The sequence below is a fragment of the Mesorhizobium escarrei genome (assembly GCF_935825525.1).
Taxonomy (GTDB): Bacteria; Pseudomonadota; Alphaproteobacteria; order Rhizobiales; family Rhizobiaceae; genus Mesorhizobium; species Mesorhizobium escarrei.
Genome location: NZ_CAKXZT010000046.1, coordinates 41,212 through 61,493, shown reverse-complemented (window position 1 = coordinate 61,493; position 20,282 = coordinate 41,212). Strand labels below are relative to the sequence as shown.

Annotated in this window: 15 protein-coding genes and 1 pseudogene; 6 read left to right on the top strand and 10 right to left on the bottom strand. The window is 61.0% G+C overall.

Going from position 1 to position 20,282, the window contains the following annotated elements; genetic code table 11:
* Position 1: 1 nt before the first annotated feature.
* From NMG80_RS03990 to NMG80_RS37210, 6 genes and pseudogenes are all read right to left on the bottom strand, one after another.
* On the bottom strand, positions 2 to 769 hold the full coding sequence (locus NMG80_RS03990) for a PP2C family protein-serine/threonine phosphatase (protein WP_254016933.1): 768 nt from the start codon (positions 767 to 769) through the stop codon (positions 2 to 4).
* Complete coding sequence (locus tag NMG80_RS03985) at positions 766 to 927, bottom strand: hypothetical protein (RefSeq protein ID WP_254016932.1); 162 nt, start codon at positions 925 to 927, stop codon at positions 766 to 768. The genes NMG80_RS03990 and NMG80_RS03985 overlap by 4 nt, the downstream gene beginning before the upstream one ends.
* 1 nt (position 928) lies before the next feature.
* A complete protein-coding gene (gene tssM / locus NMG80_RS03980) occupies positions 929 to 4,492 on the bottom strand; it encodes a type VI secretion system membrane subunit TssM (RefSeq protein ID WP_254016931.1) in 3,564 nt (1,187 codons plus the stop codon).
* A 22-nt stretch (positions 4,493 to 4,514) separates the two neighbouring features.
* Positions 4,515 to 6,032 (bottom strand): type VI secretion system protein TssL, long form, encoded by a 1,518-nt coding sequence (gene tssL / locus NMG80_RS03975; protein ID WP_254016930.1) that lies wholly within the window; start codon positions 6,030 to 6,032, stop codon positions 4,515 to 4,517.
* Positions 6,033 to 6,440: 408 nt separating this feature from the next.
* Positions 6,441 to 7,229, bottom strand: coding sequence for a type VI secretion system-associated FHA domain protein TagH (tagH, locus tag NMG80_RS03970; RefSeq protein WP_367185918.1), 789 nt, complete (start codon positions 7,227 to 7,229; stop codon positions 6,441 to 6,443).
* A pseudogene (locus tag NMG80_RS37210) lies at positions 7,230 to 7,451 on the bottom strand (FHA domain-containing protein); the annotation flags it as partial.
* Positions 7,452 to 7,698: 247 nt separating this feature from the next.
* Here NMG80_RS37210 and NMG80_RS03965 point away from each other — a divergent pair.
* From NMG80_RS03965 to NMG80_RS03940, 6 genes are all read left to right on the top strand, one after another.
* Complete coding sequence (locus tag NMG80_RS03965; RefSeq protein ID WP_254016928.1) at positions 7,699 to 10,002, top strand: type VI secretion system Vgr family protein; 2,304 nt, start codon at positions 7,699 to 7,701, stop codon at positions 10,000 to 10,002.
* A gap of 7 nt (positions 10,003 to 10,009) precedes the next feature.
* Positions 10,010 to 10,438 (top strand): DUF6484 domain-containing protein, encoded by a 429-nt coding sequence (locus NMG80_RS03960; protein ID WP_254016927.1) that lies wholly within the window; start codon positions 10,010 to 10,012, stop codon positions 10,436 to 10,438.
* Positions 10,439 to 10,711: 273 nt separating this feature from the next.
* On the top strand, positions 10,712 to 11,509 hold the full coding sequence (locus NMG80_RS03955) for a HEAT repeat domain-containing protein (protein WP_254016926.1): 798 nt from the start codon (positions 10,712 to 10,714) through the stop codon (positions 11,507 to 11,509).
* Entirely contained in the window at positions 11,506 to 12,471 is a 966-nt protein-coding gene (locus NMG80_RS03950; RefSeq protein WP_254016925.1) for a DUF4150 domain-containing protein, read from the top strand. Before NMG80_RS03955 ends, NMG80_RS03950 begins: the two co-directional genes overlap by 4 nt.
* On the top strand, positions 12,468 to 13,031 hold the full coding sequence (locus tag NMG80_RS03945) for an SMI1/KNR4 family protein (protein ID WP_254016924.1): 564 nt from the start codon (positions 12,468 to 12,470) through the stop codon (positions 13,029 to 13,031). Before NMG80_RS03950 ends, NMG80_RS03945 begins: the two co-directional genes overlap by 4 nt.
* Positions 13,024 to 14,016: a type VI immunity family protein gene (locus NMG80_RS03940; protein WP_254016923.1), complete on the top strand. Its 993-nt coding sequence runs from the start codon at positions 13,024 to 13,026 to the stop codon at positions 14,014 to 14,016. Before NMG80_RS03945 ends, NMG80_RS03940 begins: the two co-directional genes overlap by 8 nt.
* A gap of 21 nt (positions 14,017 to 14,037) precedes the next feature.
* Here NMG80_RS03940 and NMG80_RS03935 read toward each other — a convergent pair whose 3' ends face one another.
* From NMG80_RS03935 to tssM (NMG80_RS03920), 4 genes are all read right to left on the bottom strand, one after another.
* Complete coding sequence (locus tag NMG80_RS03935) at positions 14,038 to 15,096, bottom strand: beta-ketoacyl synthase N-terminal-like domain-containing protein (RefSeq protein WP_254016922.1); 1,059 nt, start codon at positions 15,094 to 15,096, stop codon at positions 14,038 to 14,040.
* Positions 15,093 to 16,151, bottom strand: a complete 1,059-nt coding sequence (locus tag NMG80_RS03930) for a DUF2169 family type VI secretion system accessory protein (protein ID WP_254016921.1) — start codon at positions 16,149 to 16,151, stop codon at positions 15,093 to 15,095. Before NMG80_RS03930 ends, NMG80_RS03935 begins: the two co-directional genes overlap by 4 nt.
* A 66-nt stretch (positions 16,152 to 16,217) precedes the next feature.
* Complete coding sequence (tagF, locus tag NMG80_RS03925; RefSeq protein WP_254016920.1) at positions 16,218 to 16,745, bottom strand: type VI secretion system-associated protein TagF; 528 nt, start codon at positions 16,743 to 16,745, stop codon at positions 16,218 to 16,220.
* A complete protein-coding gene (tssM, locus tag NMG80_RS03920; protein WP_254016919.1) occupies positions 16,742 to 20,281 on the bottom strand; it encodes a type VI secretion system membrane subunit TssM in 3,540 nt (1,179 codons plus the stop codon). Before tssM (NMG80_RS03920) ends, tagF begins: the two co-directional genes overlap by 4 nt.
* Position 20,282: the final 1 nt, after the last annotated feature.

Below are 20,282 nucleotides of genomic sequence, written 5' to 3'. Positions count from 1 at the left end.
TTCAATCTTCCGCTCTGGAAGGACCGGGATAGGCCCCATTGTGCTCGTCTCCGATCTTCACGAGCACGATCGTGACATTGTCCGTTCCCCCGCGCGCCAGCACCATTTGCAGCAGGTTTTCGCATGCCGTCTGAGGTGTCGCCGACACCGCCGCCGCCTCGATCTCGGCGTCTGTGACATGCGCCGTCAGCCCGTCGGTGCTCAGCACAAATATGTCGCCCGGCATGATTTCGCCTTGCTGGAAATCGATGACGATCTCGTCGCTGACACCGACGGCATGCGTGATAACGTTGCGGCGCGGCCAGGCGAGCGCTTCGGCTGCGCTGATCATGCCCTTGTCGAGAAGTTCCTGGACTTCGGTATGATCTCTCGAAATCTGCGAGATCGAGGCGTTGCGGATCAGGTAGACGCGACTGTCGCCCGCCCACAGGCAGGCAAACCGCCCGTCCATCGCCAGCAGGGCGGCGACGGTGGAGCCAATGGTTACTCCGCGCGATTGCGATATCCTGCGGATTTCGGCGTTGGCCCGGCTCAGCCGGTCCTCGAAGCGCGCGCGCAGGTCCGGTGCGGAGCTTGCAATGCCGATCGTTGCCAGATGATCGACAATGCTGGCCGAAGCGACTTCCCCGGCATCATGTCCACCCATTCCATCGGCCACCACCCACAGGCCGGTTTCCGGCTCGACCAGATAGCTGTCTTCGTTGAGCTCACGGACACAGCCTCTGTGGCTAACGCCGAAGCTTTCAAAGGGAAGGGCGACATTGTTCACTTTGCCACCAAGCGCTTCTCAAGCGTCCTCTGCGGCGCACCGTCAGGCGCTCGCTCGCGCCAGTTTGCCACAGGCTCGAACGTTAGAGTATCGAAATCAACGTCCGGCCATCCGTTGCCGATGGACAGCCGCACCGTATTGGAAAATTCAAAGGTCATCTCAAAACGCCTTTGGACAGCTGAACCCGGAAAGCGCAGGAAGGAAGAGAGGGTTGGGGTCGGAACTGGCCTGGACCGTATAGGCGACATCGCGTCCGCCGATCACGAAGCGGGCTTCCGTGTTGCCGCCGGTGCTGGTGATATCAGCCTTGTCCAGCAGGCGCTTCAGTGCCCACGGACCATCGAACTTGATCGCGGACTCACGGCCCGCCATCTGGGGAACGAGGCTCAGGCTCGCCGACCCTGAAGCCATGCCGCTCGGCCAGGTCACCGTGCTTGGCGCGTTGCCGGCCTGGTTGCTTTGGACGATCTGGCCATCGACGTCGAGTACCGCCGTATCGGCATCGCCATGCAGTGAAAACGGCGTAAAGGTGACACTGACCGACGGTACCGAACCACCTGAAGGAAAGAACGCATTGCGGATTTCCGCCGCCAGCTGGAAGTTTTTCAAGGTCGACTTGGACAGGTCGCGCCCGAAACGCGCATCCTGCTTCCAGTTCCAGTCCTGGCCGGTCATGTCGATCAGCGATGCCAGGTTCTGTGCGAAGAACCGGTCCATCAGGCCGCCTGGAGCGAACAGTTTCGCGAAATCCGCCATCGCAATATCCTCCGGGCCATCGCTGGCGAAAGGATAACGGCCCTCGACCATCTCCTCGCAGGCGCGCGTGACCGTCTGGTCGAGCATCTGGTTCAAATTCGTTAGCGAGGTTTCTGCGACGTTGCCGTCAAGCTCGTCGGCGGTCGCGGTAACCATTCGGGCGAGTTGCTTGGGCAACCGCGAGACATTGGCGCGAAGGGTGGATATCTGCAGCTGCAGATTCATGTTGGCGCGTTCCGTTTGTGAAGGGACATCGGCCGCCAATTGCAGGCTTTGATGGATGTCGCGGAAATTCTGGGTCAGTGCATCGATTGGGCGGCGCCCAGTGGGACCGTTCACCAATGCCTGGAATGATCTGAATTGCGCTTCGATGTTTGCCCCAGGGTACTGGTTTTGCGCGCTGGCGGACCCTGCGCCGGCCCGGCTCTGCGATTTTCCGCTGGCGATTTGAATGCCGATGCGGGCCAATCCACTGGCGATGTCTGCAGCGTTTTGCGGCTGGTTTTGAAGCATGCCGGCTTCGGCCTCGGAGCCGGAGTCTTCGTTGGAACCAGCGTCTCGCGTCAGCGCTGTCTCGTCGGCTATCGCCGTAAAAAGCTGGTCGATTGGCGAGGTTGGTGACGCGGCGGCGGAGAGCGCGATATAGTGCGGCTTGTCCTCCAGCATTGCCTTGAACTTCAGTCTGTCGAGAACGCCGTTCCACGCTGCGGCGAACTCCCTCCCATAGCGCTCGACAAGTTCGGGACCGAGTTTTGGCAATTCCTGGTCGATGCCACCTTGCTCGCCACCGCCGCCGAGAACCCACTGGTCATCGACAAGCATCTGCGCAATGCGCGAGAGTTGTCCGAGATAGAAGTTGTTGAAGCCGCTATAGGTGTAGATACCGGGAACGCGAAGGCCTGACAGATCGCCACCATCGACACGCTCGAACAACAGCTGCGCTTCCGGGCCGCCTTTGACGGCGACGGAAAAATCGTCCAGTGCTGCGGCGTATGCCGCCGACTTCACCAGGGCAGAGGCGCGATCGGCAAGGCTCATGCGTCCGAGCGAGCGTTGAGCGGCTTCGACAAGTGGCTGGTTGAGTTCGAAAACCGGATCATAGGCGTCGTCCAACGCAAGCATGGCCCGCAGATGCTTTTCGAGTTGCGCCCGTCCCTCGCGGTTGTTTTCACCCGGATACCGGTTCTGCTCCCAGTCCTGCCTCATCCAGGACACGATCAACTCGTCGTCGACCTTGGGCGCCTTGCCGCCAAGCATCATGTAAATCTTCAGCGGCTCGTAGAGCGCGGTGGGATCAGCCATCCTGGCCTGGATCGTCCGTTCGGCCTGAAGCAGCAGGCGCGAGCGGAACACGCGCTCCAGCGCTTGCCGGTAAGCTGTTTTCGATGCCGAAAGAAGTCTTTCCCGCTGACTGAGGCCGAACGTCTCCTGGATCGGGGTCGGCAAGTCACTGGTGTCGAACCCGGCCGGCAGTTCACGCAACTGGTCGAGCGGGCCGATGACGTTTTCAAGGTCGACATCGGTGACCGTCGTGCTTTTGAGGAGCGGGTCCGCCGTCTCGCGATACTGGCTTGCAGCCTGCGTGGTAGAAGCGATCAGCGACCTGTTGGCCGTAAAGCTCAGGGCCAAGGTGCCCAGAGCCGCGGCAGCCATCAATGCTATTGCGCCAAGGCCGCTATACCTGGCGATCGCTGCACGCCTTTCAGCCGATTTGTCGTATGAAACCCAGCCGGATTCCGCGAAAATGACGCCGGTCAGAAGATCATGCAGGAAGAAGCTTTTGCCGGTGCCGGAAAGATGGGCGCGAGAAGCGCTGCCGAAACTGCGGCCGATTGCGCCCAGCACCTGATCGATCGGCGTGCCCTCCTGCGTGCCTGACGAAAAATACAGTCCACGCAGGCTGACATTCACCTGGCTGCGAGCCGGATCGAATAGGCTGGCGACGAAACTGGCAATACGGCTTTTTAGCGCGTCAAATTGAGCTGGAAAGCCAAAGATGGCTATGCGCGCGACCGGATCGACCTCTTCCTGCAGGCGGTCGGACATCTCCTCTGCCAGGCGCTTTGCCAATGCGTCTAATTCCGCCGGCGCCTCACCGACCATGTTCTTGCTGCGATCGGCGGTCTGGAATGTCGCGCCCCACACTTTGCGGCGGCGCTGCTCGTCGAAACCGCCAAAATAAACCATGAAACCGGAGACGAGGTCGGCTTTGGTGAAGAGCAGGTACACCGGGAACTGGATTTTCAGTGTTTCGTGGATTTCGCGCAGACGGCTGCGTATTTCGACGACATGGACGTCAAGCTGCCGATCATCGAGGCTGATGAGATCGGCAAGGCTGATGGCCAGGATAACCCCGTTTATCGGTTGCCTTGTGCGGTATCTCTTAAGCAGCGACAAGAAGGCGAGCCAGCTCTTCTTGTCGCTCTGCGCATTGGAATCCTGCGTGGTGTAGCGCCCGGCGGTGTCGATCAGCACCGCCTGGTCGGTGAACCACCAGTCGCAGGATCGTGTGCCGCCAACGCCCGCCACCGGTTGGGCGTCGCCCGAACCGGCAAGCGGAAAATTCAGTCCCGAATTGACCAACGCCGTTGTCTTGCCGGCACCAGGCGGGCCGATGACGACGTACCAGGGAACCTCGTAGAGGAAATTGCGCTTGCCGCTCGACCGCTTGAGCGCAGCGATGGCTTCAATCATCCGAGCCTCGAGCACCTGCGAGTCGTCATCCCTGTCGTCGTTGCGGGCGACTATCGTCTCGAGCGCCTTTTGCGCCTTTCGCTTTTGCCAGAAACGCACTCCATAAAACAGCGTGGCGATAGCAACGATCACGCCGATGATCGTCACGCGCAGCCAGACGGGTGCCAGCGGACGAGTGTCGGCAAAGCGGATCAATGGTCCGGCAAACCAGACGGCTGCCGCGAAACCGGCCAACGCGATCGCGCTGAATATCCGCAGCAGCCAACGCGTCATAGGCGCTTCCAAATGGCCGTGCTCACAGGGTTTCCTTCTTGGGGATCATCAAGTCGACACGGCGATTCTGGGCACGGCCTTCCGGCGTCGCATTGTCGGCGATCGGTTCGTCTTCACCCTTGCCGTCGACGGTGATCCTGGAAGGTTTGCTGAACCGTGGCGCCATCACCGCTGCGACGGCCTTCGCCCGGGCGATGGAAAGGTCGAAGTTGGATTTGAACGGGCTCGATTTTCGCGGCTTCACATTGTCTGTGTGGCCGACGATCATGATCGGTCCAGGCTCCGGTTCCAGCGCGGCGGCGATGTCCGCGGCGATTGGTCCAAATTCCGGTTTTATCTCGGCCCTGCCGGACGGGAACAGCAGGACATTGTTGATCTCCACGACGATGAACCTGCCCTGCGTGCCGACGGTCAGCCCGCCGAGCGCGATATTCTTGGCCAGTGCGGCATGGATGCGATCGATCTGAGAACGGGTAGGGGCGACAGGCGGAGCGACTTTCACCGGCGCAGCCGACGATACCACGCTGGCACGCTCGATGGCGATCGGCGTCGACGGGTCGAGCGCCAGCAACTTGCCGGCAAGGGCATCGCCCTCGTTGGTGATGAAGACCCGCAATGCGAAGAATGCCGCCGTCAGCAGCGCCGACGCAGCGGCCGCAATCACCCAGAGCGGCAACCGGGCCGACGACTGTGGGCTGGACACCGCCAGGCTTTGCCAGTGCGGCGAGATGTCGTCGTCGGCGCGCGCCCTGAAGTAACGAAGCGTCTCGTAGACGTCGCGTCGAACGCGTTCGAGACTGTTGTCCTCGCGCGCAAGGCCCCGATACTGGCCTTCGAACCCCAGCGACAGGCAGGCATGCATCAGTTCAAGCAAGTCGTAGTGTGCCTCCGGCGCGGCCAGTATCTTGTTCAGCGCTTCGTAGAAACCCGAGCCGGTGGGCACGACGTGAAAGAACTGTGACAGCATGCTGTGCTGCGCCCAGGCGTCTGTCTTGGGCCAAGGCAGGTGGCCGATGAGGTCGTCAGCGGTTTCGCAGAGAGCAAATTTTGCGATCCGTGCATCTTCTTCGGGAACACCGGCTTTCTCCATTGTCCGGTCGAATTTATCGATCGCCTCGGCAACATGTTCCGCCAGTTGCTCCGCCTGTCTTTCGACAGCCATGAGCCTGAGCTGACCAAACAGCATCAGCAAAGGAGCGGCCGCGGCGAGGATCTGATTTGCTGCGGAATATTTGACGCTGTCCGTGGCATGCAGCAGGATGTCCTGCTGAATGCCCGGCGCCGCCGCAAAGGAGCCGCCGGTTGCCGCCGCTGCGCCGGGGTCTGCACCCTGATAAATCACGGTTCCGGATGTCCAGCCCGGCGGTGCATGGCGACCAACACCGGGATCGAAAACCGTTGAATCCTTAACCCGCGAGGAACCGGGCTGCCCGTCGTCGGGAACAGGTCTGTGAGGAGCCGGCGCTGGTTTTTCAGCGCGGCGCGGTGCGCGAATAACGGTCTTGCCCGCTGGGCCGAAAGGATCGTCCTTCGAGCTCATCGCCAAACGTCCGTCCACGCGTCGGCGCCGCGTGTGCGCCACAAGCGGGCAAAGTCCCCGGCCAGGCGCAGGAACTGCAGGCGCTGCTGACGAGGGCAGTGTCTCGAGGAAGGTCGGCTATAACTTTCTAACTCGCCGTAACATGACATGTGCCGCAGACCCCCAGGTCAATCAGCCTTACCCGCTGGCGAACTGTCGTAAGTGATCGTAAGCTTAGAAACGGTCGATTGGAACCAGATGCAGCGCTGCGAAAGAATTTTTCTTCGCCAACGACAGCGCCGCATCTTTGGGGCTCGCCAAGGACGCCCTGATACATTCCACCTGGTGCGTGATCCGCTCCGCAGCCGAAGCTAAGCGCAGGAAACCGATCCGATTTCCGGGCCATCTGCCAGGTTCAGTCCTCCCGGTCTACTTTTGCTTATCGGCTTTGGCATAGGCTTCGCTGAAATAGGCCAGGAATATATCCAGCATTCCGTTTTCGTGTGCTTCCTCCATGGTCCGCCATTTGGCGACAAAGGCGTCCCAAGCCAGGCCTTTCTTCGATGTGAATGACGTGGGTGGGAGTTTTTTGCTGATTGCCTCAGGCGACAGATCGTCAAGCAGCCGGGAGAGCGCAGCTTGCATGGCTGCATAGGTGGCAAATTCGTGCGTCTTGAGATCACGGAATGCGTCTTCGACACTGTGCCTGGCATCAAGGTAGCCGGATCTGCGCCGCGCAAACATGATTTCGAGGATGTCGTCGGTTCCCGGGACGAACTTTAGGGGATTGTTATCGGCAGCGCTGATCATCGTCCGGTGTGTGCTCTTGGCCAGTAATTTCGCCGCCGCACGTGCCTTCAGCAGCTGGGCCAGCTCCTCGACAACCGTCCGCAGCACCGCGCCGATTTCGGCAGCCACTTCATGCGGATCACGCGATTGAAGCAATTCCGGCGAGATGCCGGCTGCGATCGCGATTTCCCGCAGCACCTCGTCTCTCGTCGAAGGGGGAGGCGCGGGCGGCGAAGACGTCGACGCCGGTGCTCTCTGCGCGGGCCGTTGCTCCACTGGCTCGAAGACAGGCTGGTCTCCGAATTCCCGCGGCCGGCCTGTCGTGACCGGCATTTGTCGCTGCGTCGAACCGTGGCTGCTTCGAGGCTGCCCTGTCGCGGCGCGCTCGTCATCAATCGAAACCAGGACGACATAGCGGCCGATCAGCAACCGATCGCCTTGACCAAGCCGGTGAGGGCCGGCCATGCGCTGCGTCGATCCGTTGATGAAAGTGCCGTTGCGCGAGATATCGTGCAGCCAGAACGCGCCTGCCTGGTAACGCACTTCGCAGTGTCTGGCGGAGATGAACTTGTCGGGATCGGGCAAGGTCCAGTCACAGGCCTCGCGCCCGATTTCAAAGCTGCGATCACGAGCGGAGTAGCCGGTCGACATACCGGCGGGCAGGGAGACGACATTGTTGATCTGCAGCCTGATGTACATTCAAAATCGCCGTCGATCCTGTCGGGAAACTCACCCAGGACACCCCATTATACCAGCAATTTCTGAGCGCGCGGCACAGAAGCGTTCAAGTCGATGATTTCACAGGCGATTAGGCTGCAGTCACCAAGGGTCCCCTTTGGTCGGTGCAAGACATGTGCTAGGCTCAGGCAGAAACGAGCGGCGGGAGGGGGCACGACCCATGCCGAACGAACGTGCCACGGTTGTGCAGACGCCGGTTGGCTCTGACCTGTTGACCTTCACGCATCTTGTCGGGCGCGATGAGATCAGTCGTTGTTTGGCCTATACGGTCGGGTTCGTAAGCAGCAGCCCCGACGTCGACCCACTGAAGATGCTGGGCGGTGCGGTTTCGATCGAAGGTGAATCCGATCCCAAACGCTGGTTCAGCGGCCTTGTCTCCGAGTTTCGGCTGACCCGGATCGAGGACCGTCTGGCTTACTACGAAGCCGTCATCAGGCCATGGCTCTGGTTTCTCGGCAATACCACCGACTGCCGCATTTTCCAGGACATGAGCGTCATCGAAATCGTCGAGGAGGTTTTCTCGAAATACAGCACGGCAAAATTCGAGAAGCGATTGCAAGGGTCTTATCCGCCGCGCGAATACTGCGTCCAGTATGACGAGAGCGATCTCGATTTCGTGCAGCGGCTGCTCGAGCACGAAGGCATCCTGTATTTCTTCGAGCACGACGAGGGCAAGCACACGCTTGTGCTCGCCGATGCCATGAACAAGCTCAAGCCGGCGCCCGGCTATGAAAAGGTGCCCTATCACTTTGAAGGGCAGGGCTCCCGGCGCGATGTCGAATACATCACCGAATGGATTCCAGGCAGCTCGGTGCGGCCGGGCGCCTATGTCCATACCGACTATGATTTCGAGAAGCCGGGCGCCGACCTGATGGCCAAATCGGCCCAGCCGTTCAGTCACAATCTGGCCGCGGGCGAGAATTACCGCCAGCCCGGCGCGCATCTCGACGTCGGCCGCGGCGACAGCCTTGCCGCGATACGGCGCGAGGAAATCCAGGCCGTGCACCAGCGCATCGCTGCAGTCGGCACCGTGCGCGGCCTGTATTCGGGCTGCACGTTCAAGCTGGACGGCTTCCCAAGGGAAGACCAGAACCAGGAATATCTGGTGGTCAGCGCCGAATACAGGCTGTTCGATCCAGGCTACAGAGCCCTTGCCGACGTCGAAAGCGAGAACTTCAAGGTGATCCTCGGCGTGGCGCCGACCGCCTTGGCCTATCGCCCACCGCGAGTCACGACACGGCCGATCATGCGCGGCCCGCAGACGGCGACGGTGGTCGGCCCGTCCGGCGAGGAAATATTCACCGACAAATATGCCCGGGTGAAGGTCCAGTTCCACTGGGACCGTCTCGGCAAAAAGGACCAGAACAGTTCCTGCTTCGTGCGGGTCTCGCAGACCTGGGCCGGCAGCGGCTGGGGTTTCATCCAGATCCCGCGCATCGGCCAGGAGGTGATCGTCGACTTCATCGAAGGCGACCCGGATCTGCCGATCATCACCGGCCGCGTCTACAATGCCTCCCAGATGCCGCCCTACGGGCTGCCGGGCAGTGCCACGCAGTCCGGCTGGAAATCCGACTCGTCGAAAGGCGGCGGCGGTTACAACGAGCTGATGTTCGAGGACAAGGCCGGCTCCGAACTGGTCAATTTCCAGGCGCAGAAGGACCACAACCTTCTGATCAAGAACGACCGCACCAAGCTTGTGCAGCACGACCAGTCCGACCGCATCGACCACGACGCCAAGCACTCGGTCGGCCACAACCTCGACGAGGACGTCGGCAACAACAAGACGGTCAAGGTCGGCGTCGACCAGACAACCGACATCGGCAACAACGACACCGAGACGGTGGGGGTGAACCGTTCGCTGACGGTGGGATCGAACGAGACGATCGGTATCGGAGCGAACTCGACGGAGACGATTGGCATAGCACACACGCAAACGGTCGGCGCTGTCCAAACGGTGACCGTCGGAGCGGCTCGGGTCGACTCGGTCGGAACATCCGAGACCCGAACCGTGGGCGGTCCGCAAGCGAACACGATCGGTGCGACCCGCTCGGTCACCGTAGGTGCTGCGCAAAGCCACGATATCGGTGCAAGCGACAGCTGGCAGATAGCGGCCGATCAGAGCGTCAAGGTTGGAGCGAACCAGAGCAGCGATATCGGTTCGACACGCAGCGCCAAAATTGGTGACGACGATTCCACCAATGTCGGCGGCGCGCACGCACTGAAGGTCGCCAAGGCCAGTTCGATCGACATCGGCGAGAGCAGCACGATCAAGGTCGGCAAGAAACTCGTGATCGATGTCGGCGAGGAGATCCTCATCCAGACGGGCTCCGCAAAAATCATGATGAAGAAGGACGGCTCGATCGGCATCGAGGGCAAGGACATTTCGGTCAAGGCAACAGGCAAGATAACCATCAAAGCTTCGAGCGACATCGTGATGAAGGGCTCGAAGATCAGCGAGAACTGAGGGTAGGATGAACGAGGTTTGCGAGCGAATTGAGGGCGTGGTCATCGGCGTATTTCTTGGGTACGGCGATGAGGCTTTGCCGCTGGTGGTCTTTCCGGGCAACCCGAGGCAAACGGCCGTCCCGGCACGCAGCCTCACCGAACTCAATTCCTCGATGGTCGGCAGCGAAGTCGCGCTGCTTTTCGAAGCCGGCGATCCAGGCAGGCCCCTTGTCGTCGGCCGTCTTGTCAATCCGGAGAGAAAGACGAATGCACCGCTCGTCGTCTGCGACGGCGAAAATGTACGCATCACTGGCGCGGATCGTATTGAACTGCGCTGCGGCAAGGCCGCGATATTGATGGAGAATGACGGCCGTATCACTATTCGCGGCACCTATGTCACCACCCATGCCAGCGCGGCCAATCGTATCCGCGGCGGCTCGATCGACCTCAACTGACCAGCCCGGAAAGGGTCGCGGATGAGGTCGCAGCAAAACCGGATCGTGTCGCATGTCGTCAGGCAGCATGCCGAGGAGGCTGCTTTCTTCTGGGCCCAGCGCGACACTCTGATGCAAGACGATCCGCCGGACCTCGATGTTGTCACCGGTGTCGACAAACGGCTGGAGGCAAACCTTGACGGCTTGCGCATCGCGGGCCCGTCGGCTTGGCCGTTCATCGTGGCGACTTACGAAGATTTTCCTGAGAAAGGCGAGCTTTTCCTGTTCGGCTGGATGGCAATCGAACTGAACGACAGCCGCCGCATAGCCGAGGTTGTCGAATTAGGCCGTCAAAGCGAGGACGACGCTTGCGGTTTGGTTGGTGCGCTGGCATGGCATCAGCCTGCAATCATCGCCCCGCTGGTGCGGGACTGGGTCGGGACGCCGGATGCGTTCAAGCGATATCTCGGCGTATCGGCCTGCATCGAGCATCTGGTCGATGCCAAACAGATGTTGGGGCGGCTGGTTCGCGATCCCGATGCGCGCGTACGTGCCACAAGCTTGCGCCTCGCCGGAAAATTAAAACGCGCAGACCTCGTCAATGAATTAGTCGCTTCCTTAAAAGATGCCGACGAACACGTGCGGTTTTGGGCTGCCTGGGCCCTGAATGAATTCGGCTCATGCGACCTGGCCAGCCCCGAATTGCGGAAGGTGGCGGTCGGCGGCGGGCCTGATGCACTGACGGCGTTGCGTGCCGCGGTCAAGGCGACGCCTGACAAGGACGTGCGCGCCTGGATGGGCGGACTTCTCAGGTCTCCAGAAACGGCGCCGCTGGCCGTACGTGGCGCCGGCATGCTGGGCGACCGGACCATCCTGCATTGGCTTGTGCATCAGATGCGTCAACCCGCACTTGCGGCCGCGGCAGGCGCTGCGTTTCGGGAACTCTTTCCGGAAGCGCGAAAGGATGACACGCTTTTTTCCGTTGAGCCGGAAGTGCTGGGCGATGCCTTCGCCCAATACTTCGACGATGTGCTGCCGAGCCTTCCGGTCGCGAACCGGGTCAAGGACTGGGCGAAGGATGTCGGGCAATGACGTCGCATGTCTCGGTCAACAACCTTGGGCTGACCTACAAAGGGACGATCGGCATTTCGATGGCGACCATCCCGGATGTCTGCAAAACGCCCAGCCCGGGCGGCCCGATCCCGATTCCCTACCCGAACATTGCGCAGCAGTCCTCTCTCTCCGACGGCACGACCACGGTCTTTGCCAAGGGCAAGATGATCGCCAACAAAGGTTCGCATTACAGCAGAAGCAATGGCGATGAAGCTGGGACGGTTGGTGGGGTCAAATCCAATGTCAATATGAAGGCGACCGACTGGATCACCTATTCCTTCGACGTGAAGATGGACGGAAAGAACGCCTGCCGCCACACCGACAAGAAGTTCCACAACGACAAGAATACGGTCGATCTCGGTGGCAATCAGGACCCCCGAAGCAAGACCGAGGGCACGGAGCTCGTCATTTTATGTTGCGGTGCACCGAAGGGGAAATCCAGGAAGACCAAAAAGAAAAGAAAAGCATACAGCGATTGCGAGCTGGAAGAAATCTGCGCCAAAATCAAACAGTACAATGACAAGCTGACTGGCCAGCCATCAGAGTTTACCGACATCAAGCAGGTCGGCGCCAGACGCGAGGACAATGATCGCCGGCGCAACAATGAATGCAGGAGGATCAAGCGGAGGGCGAGAGAGGGCGTAGGTCCGGAGGACGGAACGAAACCGCACGAGATGGGCTTTCATGATGTTTCGGACGATTGCAAGAAAAAACTGGAAGCTAAGGCAAAAAGAGCCGATCCCAAATACAGCGGATTCAGTCCCGATCATGTACAAGAAATACAGCACAACGGCCACCCGACGCGTCTAGAAAACTTGCGCTGGATGTCGAGCAAGCCAAACAAATGGATCGGCGGTGCGATGAATGATCTCGAAACGAGCGGCCCCGGCAAGCACGAAAGCATAAGCGGCGACTGCTGCCCACCGAGTAATTGCAAATGATGAACAATAACGATCGCGAAAAGCTTGTGTCGGAGATTGCATCGGCAAAGGCCGAGTTGGAACGGCTCATGTTCGATGAGGACTCGGTTCCCCCGCCAGCGCGACCTGCTACCGAAAGGAAGATCGAGATTTTCGAGAAGAAATGCGGTTTCCCCCTCCCACCGGCGTTTCGCGCCTTCCTGCTGCTGCATGATGGTTGGCCGGATTTCGACGGCGATGCTGCGATCTTAGGGACGGGCGGCAGGAACCAGGAATGGATAGAAGAGACGCTCGACGACCTATGGGAAAACTTTGAAGATTTCGGGAAGGAGAACCCCATCGAGGAGGGAGCTATTCCCATCGTTTTGGGCGAGGACGCCAACACGTCCCTGTTCCTGTGGCCGCCCGACAAGGAGAATGGTGGTGTAGCCACTTTTCGCGAGTACAGGCTGGCGGAACTGACGCACACATACACCGATTTCGACGAGTACCTCCTTCAGTTCCTGAAATCCTTGCGTGGAGCGATCGAACTTGAACGCAATGGGGAGGAGGCTCCCGACAGCGGCGAGGACAATGAATAGCGCGGTCGAATTTCCTCCTGCGCTGCTGAAATCGGGCGTCATCAATGGACGGCCGCTGAACAAGATATTGCTGGAACTGGTGGTCTACCCGAAGAATCTGACCGTCGCGCAGTTCGATTGGGTGCTCGATCTCTATTCCTCTGTTTGCCCGCGGGACCGCATAAAACTTTTCCAGATCCCGGAGTCGCAGGTCTGGTCGGAGGTGGCGACGCCTTATCTCTCGCAATCGGCGCGATCGGCCCAGGCCGATGGTCGTCGGTATGCCTATTTCGAGGCTGCGAGAAGAAGGATCCAGGAGCATCGCGCCGTGGAGGCCAGACTTTGGGATGGTTGCGAGATCGAAGACGAGGAAGGTAGCTTTGCGCTCAGCATCCGCGGGCTGAAATACAAGTCACGGGAAACCCATTGGTACGTACGCTTCCTGTTCCCGCTGAGCTTTCCGCCCGACCAGCTGACAAACCTGGCGCGCACCATCGCGGATCGTATCGATCTCTATTCAGGTCATGGCGGTCCCGTCTTTGCTTATTTTCCGGATAACAGGCGCCAGGCATTCACCGAAATCTATACCAAGGCGCGGCGCTTCTGGGGCGTGGACATCGACATGCTCGACTTTGTTGCGCAACGGATGCGGCGCGAACTGAAGTCGCCTTGCTGGCTGAACCTGTTGGGCTCGCCCTTCAGGACCGATGCGGACGTTCTCGGGCGCATGCATGCGCTTCGGGCTGAACATGACATCTCCATATACGACCAGGTTTTCGGCACGATAATCGTACTGGGAAAGGGACCGTCCGGGCTCGATCGCAACCGGCTCGCGAAGGACGTCCGCCTCTATCAGGCGATGGCGAAGGTCATGGATGGTCATATTCTCAAGGGGGTCGATCCCTTGCCCGGTGACGGATTCCTGGCCAATGCGGACGCCACCGATGATTGGCTACACCGTTTCTCTCCCGGCTCCGATTGGCCAGTGCTGCGCAATCTGCAATAGCCGGGAGATTCCCCACAATGCTCAGACATCCATCCGGCGCGAGCCGAGCAACACCGCCGCGCGTGCCCCGTTCTCGGAACTGGCCCATATCAAGGACAGCGGCCCCTTCTGGTACTTTCGAGCCTGGGCCTCGATAACAAGGCTCACATAAAGTGGCCCGGACGCCGCGCCGACATCGCCCCAGCAGTCTGCGGGCGTCTCGAAATCGGCGGCGTCGCGGAATCTGCCGGGATTGCGAATTGCTGCGAACCCGTATTCGGTGCCTCGATAGCGTTCGCCGTTCATGTCGCAGATGATGCGGTCCACGGGATCCTTGGGCGCGTGGGCGAACAAAGACCGGAAAGCCGTCCCGAGACCCTCACCCAATACGACCGAGTGTGTCTTGATCCTGTTCTCCTCGTTGGCCACCGCCGTGCCTACAATCTGGGCGAGCGGCGTCAGTCCGTAGGCGCGGGCGGTGCCGAGCGTCGCCAACAGGCAGAACCCGGCTGCCTCCCCGGGACAGAAGCCATAGATATTGCCCTCCGAATGGAGCTGTTCGTTCTCATCCAGCCATTCGAGCGTCTCTGGTTCCATATAGGTATCGACTCCGCCCGCAAGACAGAGCTTCGTCCTGCCTTCGCGCAGGGATTTGCACGCGTGATGGATTGCCACTAGACCGCCGGCGTGGCCGCCAGCGGTGGAGCCCCCTCCCGTGAACGAAACCTGATCGGAAAGTTTTCTGCGCAGACCGGCATGCACTTGAGCAGCAAAGCCGTCCCGCTGCCCGGGGCGCGCTTCGCCGGTTGCTAGCAAGAGGGAAACCTCCGCCACATTTCCCGATGTCAGGAGTGGTTTGAGGGCGTCGAGCGCCGGTGACATGGCAATCTCGTCAGCGCGAGCGGGGCCGCCGAGCGTTACCTCGATACCGGTGTCCCGCGCGACCTTCATTAGTTCGCCGAACCGGTCAATCATGAACGGATGTTCCTGGATGCCCGATATGCCGGCACGAACTGCCGCGGCGCTGGTTGCAGCGTCGAACCCCAGCGGGGTGCGCGCGCCGACCCCCACGACGACAATGGTTTCGCTGTTCGCGATCAACTGTCGTCCTCCCCAAGCCAGACGCCGGTTGCGGCAACCGTGGGCGAGATGCCGCTGCGTGGGCGTATTCGCACCCGAGTCTGCTTCAAACGCTCTTCATCATAAGGAACCGGAAGAGCGGACATCCATGCAATCGAGAACTGCCTTTGGTCGGGCTTCAAACGCAGCGTGTGTATCGGAGCCTCGCCATGCGTTTGGTCGGGGCGTCCATAGAATTGCGTGGTTATGTTGAACGTGATGCGCGGCAGGAGAAATTGGAGAAATCCATCGGCACTGAAATTGCCGAGCTGAACCAACTCGTATCCGACGAGCGGCTCCTTGGTTTGTTGATCCTCCGGCGCACATTGAAAAAATGTCCGGCTGAAGTCACGCGGCAGAAGCGGGTCTCGGGTCTGCTCCCATTCCTCGCCATAGGTGCCGGCATGTTTGATGCGTGGCTCCCAGTGCCGCGCCACCGGACCGAAACCGGCCGGCTTGCCGCTCTTGTGGTCACGATAGGGCGCGTCGGGATACTCGAAGTTAGGTCCGGTTTTGCTGATCAGCCGCTGCGGGTCGACTGCAAATCCCGTACCGACCGGATTACGCTGGTCCCAGTTCGGCTTCGATGCCTCCATATCCGTGCCACCGTATGTTCGGCGCCAGCTGATTGGCATTTTCGTGAATGGTTCCGGCCGGCTCATCCGCACCGACACCGCGCCGGGCATGAAAACACGGTCGCCCGTTACCTTGATGGTCTTGTCGACGTCGCCGACTTTTATGCGCGCTACGCTCTCGATATTTGGACGCCCGCCGGGCGCATAGACATGTCCTTCGACCAGAATGTCGGTGTGCTTTTTCTCCAGATTGAGATCCGTCTCGTCAAGAAGCTCATTCGGGTCCGATCCGTAGATGGGCGCCAGGTTCACCGGCGTCTGGTCCTTCAAGAGCCGCTGCTTGCCGTCGGGATCGATCTCGAAGGACGCTTTGATCGCGATCAGCCAGACCTCATGTCCGCGCTCATCACGCGTCCAGCTTTCCTGGGCGGCGAATGGCGTCTCGTTGGACAATATCCACATTTGAAATCACGCATCCTTACGCGATGCTGAAACAGCGGGCCTTCAATTGTCTTGGAAAGATCTGCATCAGCTGGTCTCCCAGCTTGCCGCAAAAATCTGCTCCAGCATCGCTTGCGGTGACAGCGGATCAATATCGAAAATGTCGGAACGGGCTGTCCACATCACCATATCGCTGATGATCTCACTCCCCGGCTCGACCGACGGCACGGGCAGGGCGCCCAGCGCGGCGCCCAGTTCATCTGGCGTCAGTTCGCCCTGCTGGGCGGCGATGGCAGCCTCTTCAATCTGGGCAAACCACGCCTCGGCATCGGCCAGCTGAACGGGCGCCTCAGGAAGCTGCGCGACGACGCTCAAAGGGAACTGCCGGCCGACCCTGTCGGCGCTCTGCAGAATAATGCCGGCCGAAGCGCTAAAAGAAGCCGGGCCGGCCAGAAAGCGTAGCGCGGTGGTGCGCGGCCAGGTTTCCGAGCCGATCAGTGGCACGATGTGCTGCGCCAGCCAGCGGTCCCAGATGAACACAAAATCGCCCGGCAGCCGCCGCGTGACGAAATCGCCGGTGGCAGGCATTTTGCCGTAAAAGCCGGGCAGGATCATATCTGCGGCGGACATGAGAACTTCTTGAACATCTGCAAATTGTAGGGGTTCTCGACGCTTGCCGCCTTAAGCTCGAAATCGGCGTACATGCCTTGCGTGCCCAGTCGCAGGCTGTAGACATCAGACAGCGAGGTGCCGGTGAAACGGCCGCTGCGCAGCAGCCTCAGCCACGCCCAGCTGCCGGTTTCGTTCAACATGACTTCGGGCGAGCCGTCGATCGGCTGGAAGGCGAGCGAGATGACGCCGGTGCCGTCCTTGCCGGGCCAGGTCATCGGTTGCGGCCGCGTCGCGTTGTTGTAGTAGACGAGGTTCTGGCCATCGAGATTGAGCGTCACGCGCGTGACGTTGGGCGACAGGTCCTTCGGTTGCAGCGTAAAACTCATCACCGGGCCGGTACCGCCTGGAAACAGATCGTCGCGGATCCGCCTGGCCTGTTCGAACGCCGCCAGAGCCGCCGCGTCGAGGCCGAAATCGGCGCGCCATTTCCATGGCTGGCTGGCGGTGTCGACATAGCTGATCAAATGATCGTTGATGAAGGCGTCGATCATCCCGGCCGGCCCGAACAGGCGGGCGAAATCGCGGACATTGACGTCGACGGCGCTTTCCGGGCTGAACGGATAGCGGTCGTTCAGCGCCGCCTGACAGAACGGCAGGATGTCGGCGCGCCAGATGGCGTTGAGCTCCGAGGTGACCGCCTTCTGGGTCAGGCCGCTGGTGTCGCCGGCGATGCCGCCGAGCCAGTCGTCGACCGGATCGGGCAGGATCTGCGCTTGCCTGGCGACCGCTCCGGTCAGTTCGGCGAGGCCACCCTGCTTCTTGATGGCGTCCTGCGGGTCGGGATTGGCCGTGACCGTCTGCAGCACGTTCGAAAGTGCGGTCAGCGCCACCACCGCGGCGTCGAGCGCCGGCGGCTGGCCGTCGACCTCGGCGATCGCCCCCTTGAGAGGCTTGAAATGTTCGGCCACCAGAGTGCCGGTAAGATCCACCTCGTTGGCGGAGCCTGCGCGCGGCAGCAGTTTTGCCCCTGTCTTTACGATCTTTCCCAGCTTCCCCAGCTTGCCGAGCAGTTTCGATGTGCCCTTGGCTGCCGCCTTGTTGTCGGCGGCCGGCGCTTCATCGGATCGGGTCAGCTCGGTCTCCTGAACGACCGCCGTAAGCAGGCGTTTTAGCGCGGAGTCGGCGCTCGAAAGGTCCTTGAGGTTCTCGCTGGCGACATTCAGGTCGGCCAATGGCGCCAGCCTGATATCGCGCAGGATGCTGTCCCATTGCGCGATGTAGTCTTCGTAATAGAGTTTCAGGATATCCTCGGACAGCGCCGAGACCGAGGTTTCGGAATTTTCCGAACAGCCTCCGGCAAAGACCGCCCGATCGAGTGCGGCCTGGGCGGCGACGTCCTCGACCCGTTCGAGAATGGCATCGTGGAAGCCGGAATAGGTGAAGGCGCCTGAAATGCCGACGCGCAGCGTCTTGTCGGAACGCCGCGCAAAAACCTTGGCGCCGTTGGGACCGGCGAAATTCGCCGGAATCCATTCCTTGAGTTCGGCCACCGCCGGGTCGGCCAGCAACTGCCTGTAGGCACGCGCCGGCAGCGAAATCGTGCAAACCGTTTTCAGCGCCTCGGCAACCAGCGCCTGATCCGGCGCGATGTAGCTGTCGTCGACCGCCATGCGGCGGATCGCGGCAAGCTGGTGCTCTTCCGCGTCGGCGGTCGGAAAGGGCGCCGCCGGTGCGAATTCCGGCAAGTCGTTGACCCACCAGTTCTGGACGAAATCGGCGTCCATCTGCGACAGGCCCGTCATCATGCGATAGGTTTTTAGCGCCCCCAGCATGAAATCCGGATCGCGGATCTGCCGCCACATCGTCGCCTCGAGCAGAGCGACCATGTGCGGCTCGAGGACGTTGCGCAAAGCGTGCTCGTAAGTGTCGGCCTGCGCCCGCAGCAGCTCCGCCGATGCCGACGGCCCCAGCAGGTCCTGGGCACTGCTCGGCGGTGCGGTACGGGCATTTGCGACCTCCGCCATTGCATTGAGCGCGCTGTCGATGGCGGGCTGCTCCACCGATGCCGGGCTCGCGGCTGCCGCGGTCAGCGGCGCCTGCAGCGCTTCGAACTGGCCCGCCTGCGCTGCGATCGCATTGCGGTTGTCATAGTAGGACCAGGTGAACATCGCACCGGCCAACACGGCCGCGGCGGCACAGGCGGCCGCGGCTCCACGCCAGATCCAGGCGCGGCGGCGCTGCGCCAGCGGATCGAATGTTCCCAGGCCGGCTTCCCTGAAGATCACCTCGGTCAGCAGGTTCTTCAGGAAAAAGCTGCGTTTTTCAACGCGCGGCGCCGGCATTGCCCGTCGCGGCGGAAGACCGAAAGATGAAGACAGCGCCGCGGTCAGCCGGTCGATGGGCGCCCCTTCCTGGGTGGCCGACGTCAGATAGAGGCCGCGCAGCCAGGCGGCTTCTTCGTACCGGCTTTCGCCGAACATCGCCTCGACCAACACCTGGATAGGTTCGGACAGGCTCGTCAGTTGGGCGGGAAATCTGAAAATCTCGGCGCGGGCGGCGAGTTTGTCCTCGTCCTCCAGGCGCGGCACCAGCCGCCGCTCGAGCTCCGTCGCAAGGGTGGCGATTTCCCGTTCTATGGTCTTTGCGTCGACACGCGCATCCAGCGCAAAGGTCGTCCCCCAGACCTGCTCGCGCGAGGCCGTCGACAGGCCGCCGAAGAAAGCCTCGAAACCCTTGATCAGATCGGCCTTGGTCAGCATCAGATAGACTGGAAGGCGGATTTCGAGCCGGTCGTTGAGTTCTGCCAGGCGACGACGGATCTTGCGGCCATGAGCCTTGATGGCTTCGTCGCCCTCTGAAAGCGCATCGATCGAAAGCGCGACGATCACGCCGTTCAGCGCCCGGCGGCCGCGATGCTTTTTCAAGAGGTCGAGGAAGCCAAGCCATTCCGCCGCATCGACGTCGGGCTGGCTCTCCTGCTGCACATAGCGGCCCGCCGTATCGATCAGAACTGCGTGCTCGGAGAAAAACCAGTCGCAGTTGCGCGTGCCGCCAACGCCCTGCAGATCGTCGGTGAGATCGATCGGAAAGTTCAGGCCGGACTGGCGCAAGGCCGTGGTCTTGCCGGTGGCCGGCGGCCCGACGATCACATACCAGGGCATCTCGCGCAGGAACTTGCGTCCGCCCAGCTTGCGGCGCTTCAATTCGACCATCACCTCGGCGAACTTGGCGCCGACGGCGGCGACGTTCTCTTCGCCGGGGCTCAGCGGTCTTTCCACCACGGGCGCAGCGATTTCGGCAACGAACATGCGGTTGGCCCGGATCGCCCGGCGCTGCGCGACGATCAGCCAGATCAGCCAGAAGATGACCAGCAGCGCAATGATGACGATGCGGACATTTTCCGAGGTGAAGGGTTCGTAAGCACCGACCCTGACGATCGGGCCGAACACCCAGATAACCAGAGAAAGCAGCGCGATGCCGATCAGCGTCCACAGCCAGCGCGATGTCAGAACCGCCCAGAGGAAGCGCAGGATGAACATC

Excerpts from the sequence above, each read along its gene's own strand:
- NMG80_RS03985 (WP_254016932.1), bottom strand. The coding sequence starts at position 927 with ATGACCTTTGAATTTTCCAATACGGTGCGGCTGTCCATCGGCAACGGA.
- tssM (WP_254016931.1), bottom strand. The coding sequence starts at position 4,492 with ATGACGCGTTGGCTGCTGCGGATATTCAGCGCGATCGCGTTGGCCGGT.
- tssL (WP_254016930.1), bottom strand. The coding sequence starts at position 6,032 with ATGAGCTCGAAGGACGATCCTTTCGGCCCAGCGGGCAAGACCGTTATT.
- NMG80_RS03965 (WP_254016928.1), top strand. The coding sequence starts at position 7,699 with ATGCCGAACGAACGTGCCACGGTTGTGCAGACGCCGGTTGGCTCTGAC.
- NMG80_RS03960 (WP_254016927.1), top strand. The coding sequence starts at position 10,010 with ATGAACGAGGTTTGCGAGCGAATTGAGGGCGTGGTCATCGGCGTATTT.
- NMG80_RS03955 (WP_254016926.1), top strand. The coding sequence starts at position 10,712 with ATGGCAATCGAACTGAACGACAGCCGCCGCATAGCCGAGGTTGTCGAA.
- NMG80_RS03950 (WP_254016925.1), top strand. The coding sequence starts at position 11,506 with ATGACGTCGCATGTCTCGGTCAACAACCTTGGGCTGACCTACAAAGGG.
- NMG80_RS03945 (WP_254016924.1), top strand. The coding sequence starts at position 12,468 with ATGATGAACAATAACGATCGCGAAAAGCTTGTGTCGGAGATTGCATCG.
- NMG80_RS03940 (WP_254016923.1), top strand. The coding sequence starts at position 13,024 with ATGAATAGCGCGGTCGAATTTCCTCCTGCGCTGCTGAAATCGGGCGTC.
- NMG80_RS03930 (WP_254016921.1), bottom strand. The coding sequence starts at position 16,151 with ATGTGGATATTGTCCAACGAGACGCCATTCGCCGCCCAGGAAAGCTGG.
- tagF (WP_254016920.1), bottom strand. The coding sequence starts at position 16,745 with ATGATCCTGCCCGGCTTTTACGGCAAAATGCCTGCCACCGGCGATTTC.
- tssM (WP_254016919.1), bottom strand. The coding sequence starts at position 20,281 with ATGTTCATCCTGCGCTTCCTCTGGGCGGTTCTGACATCGCGCTGGCTG.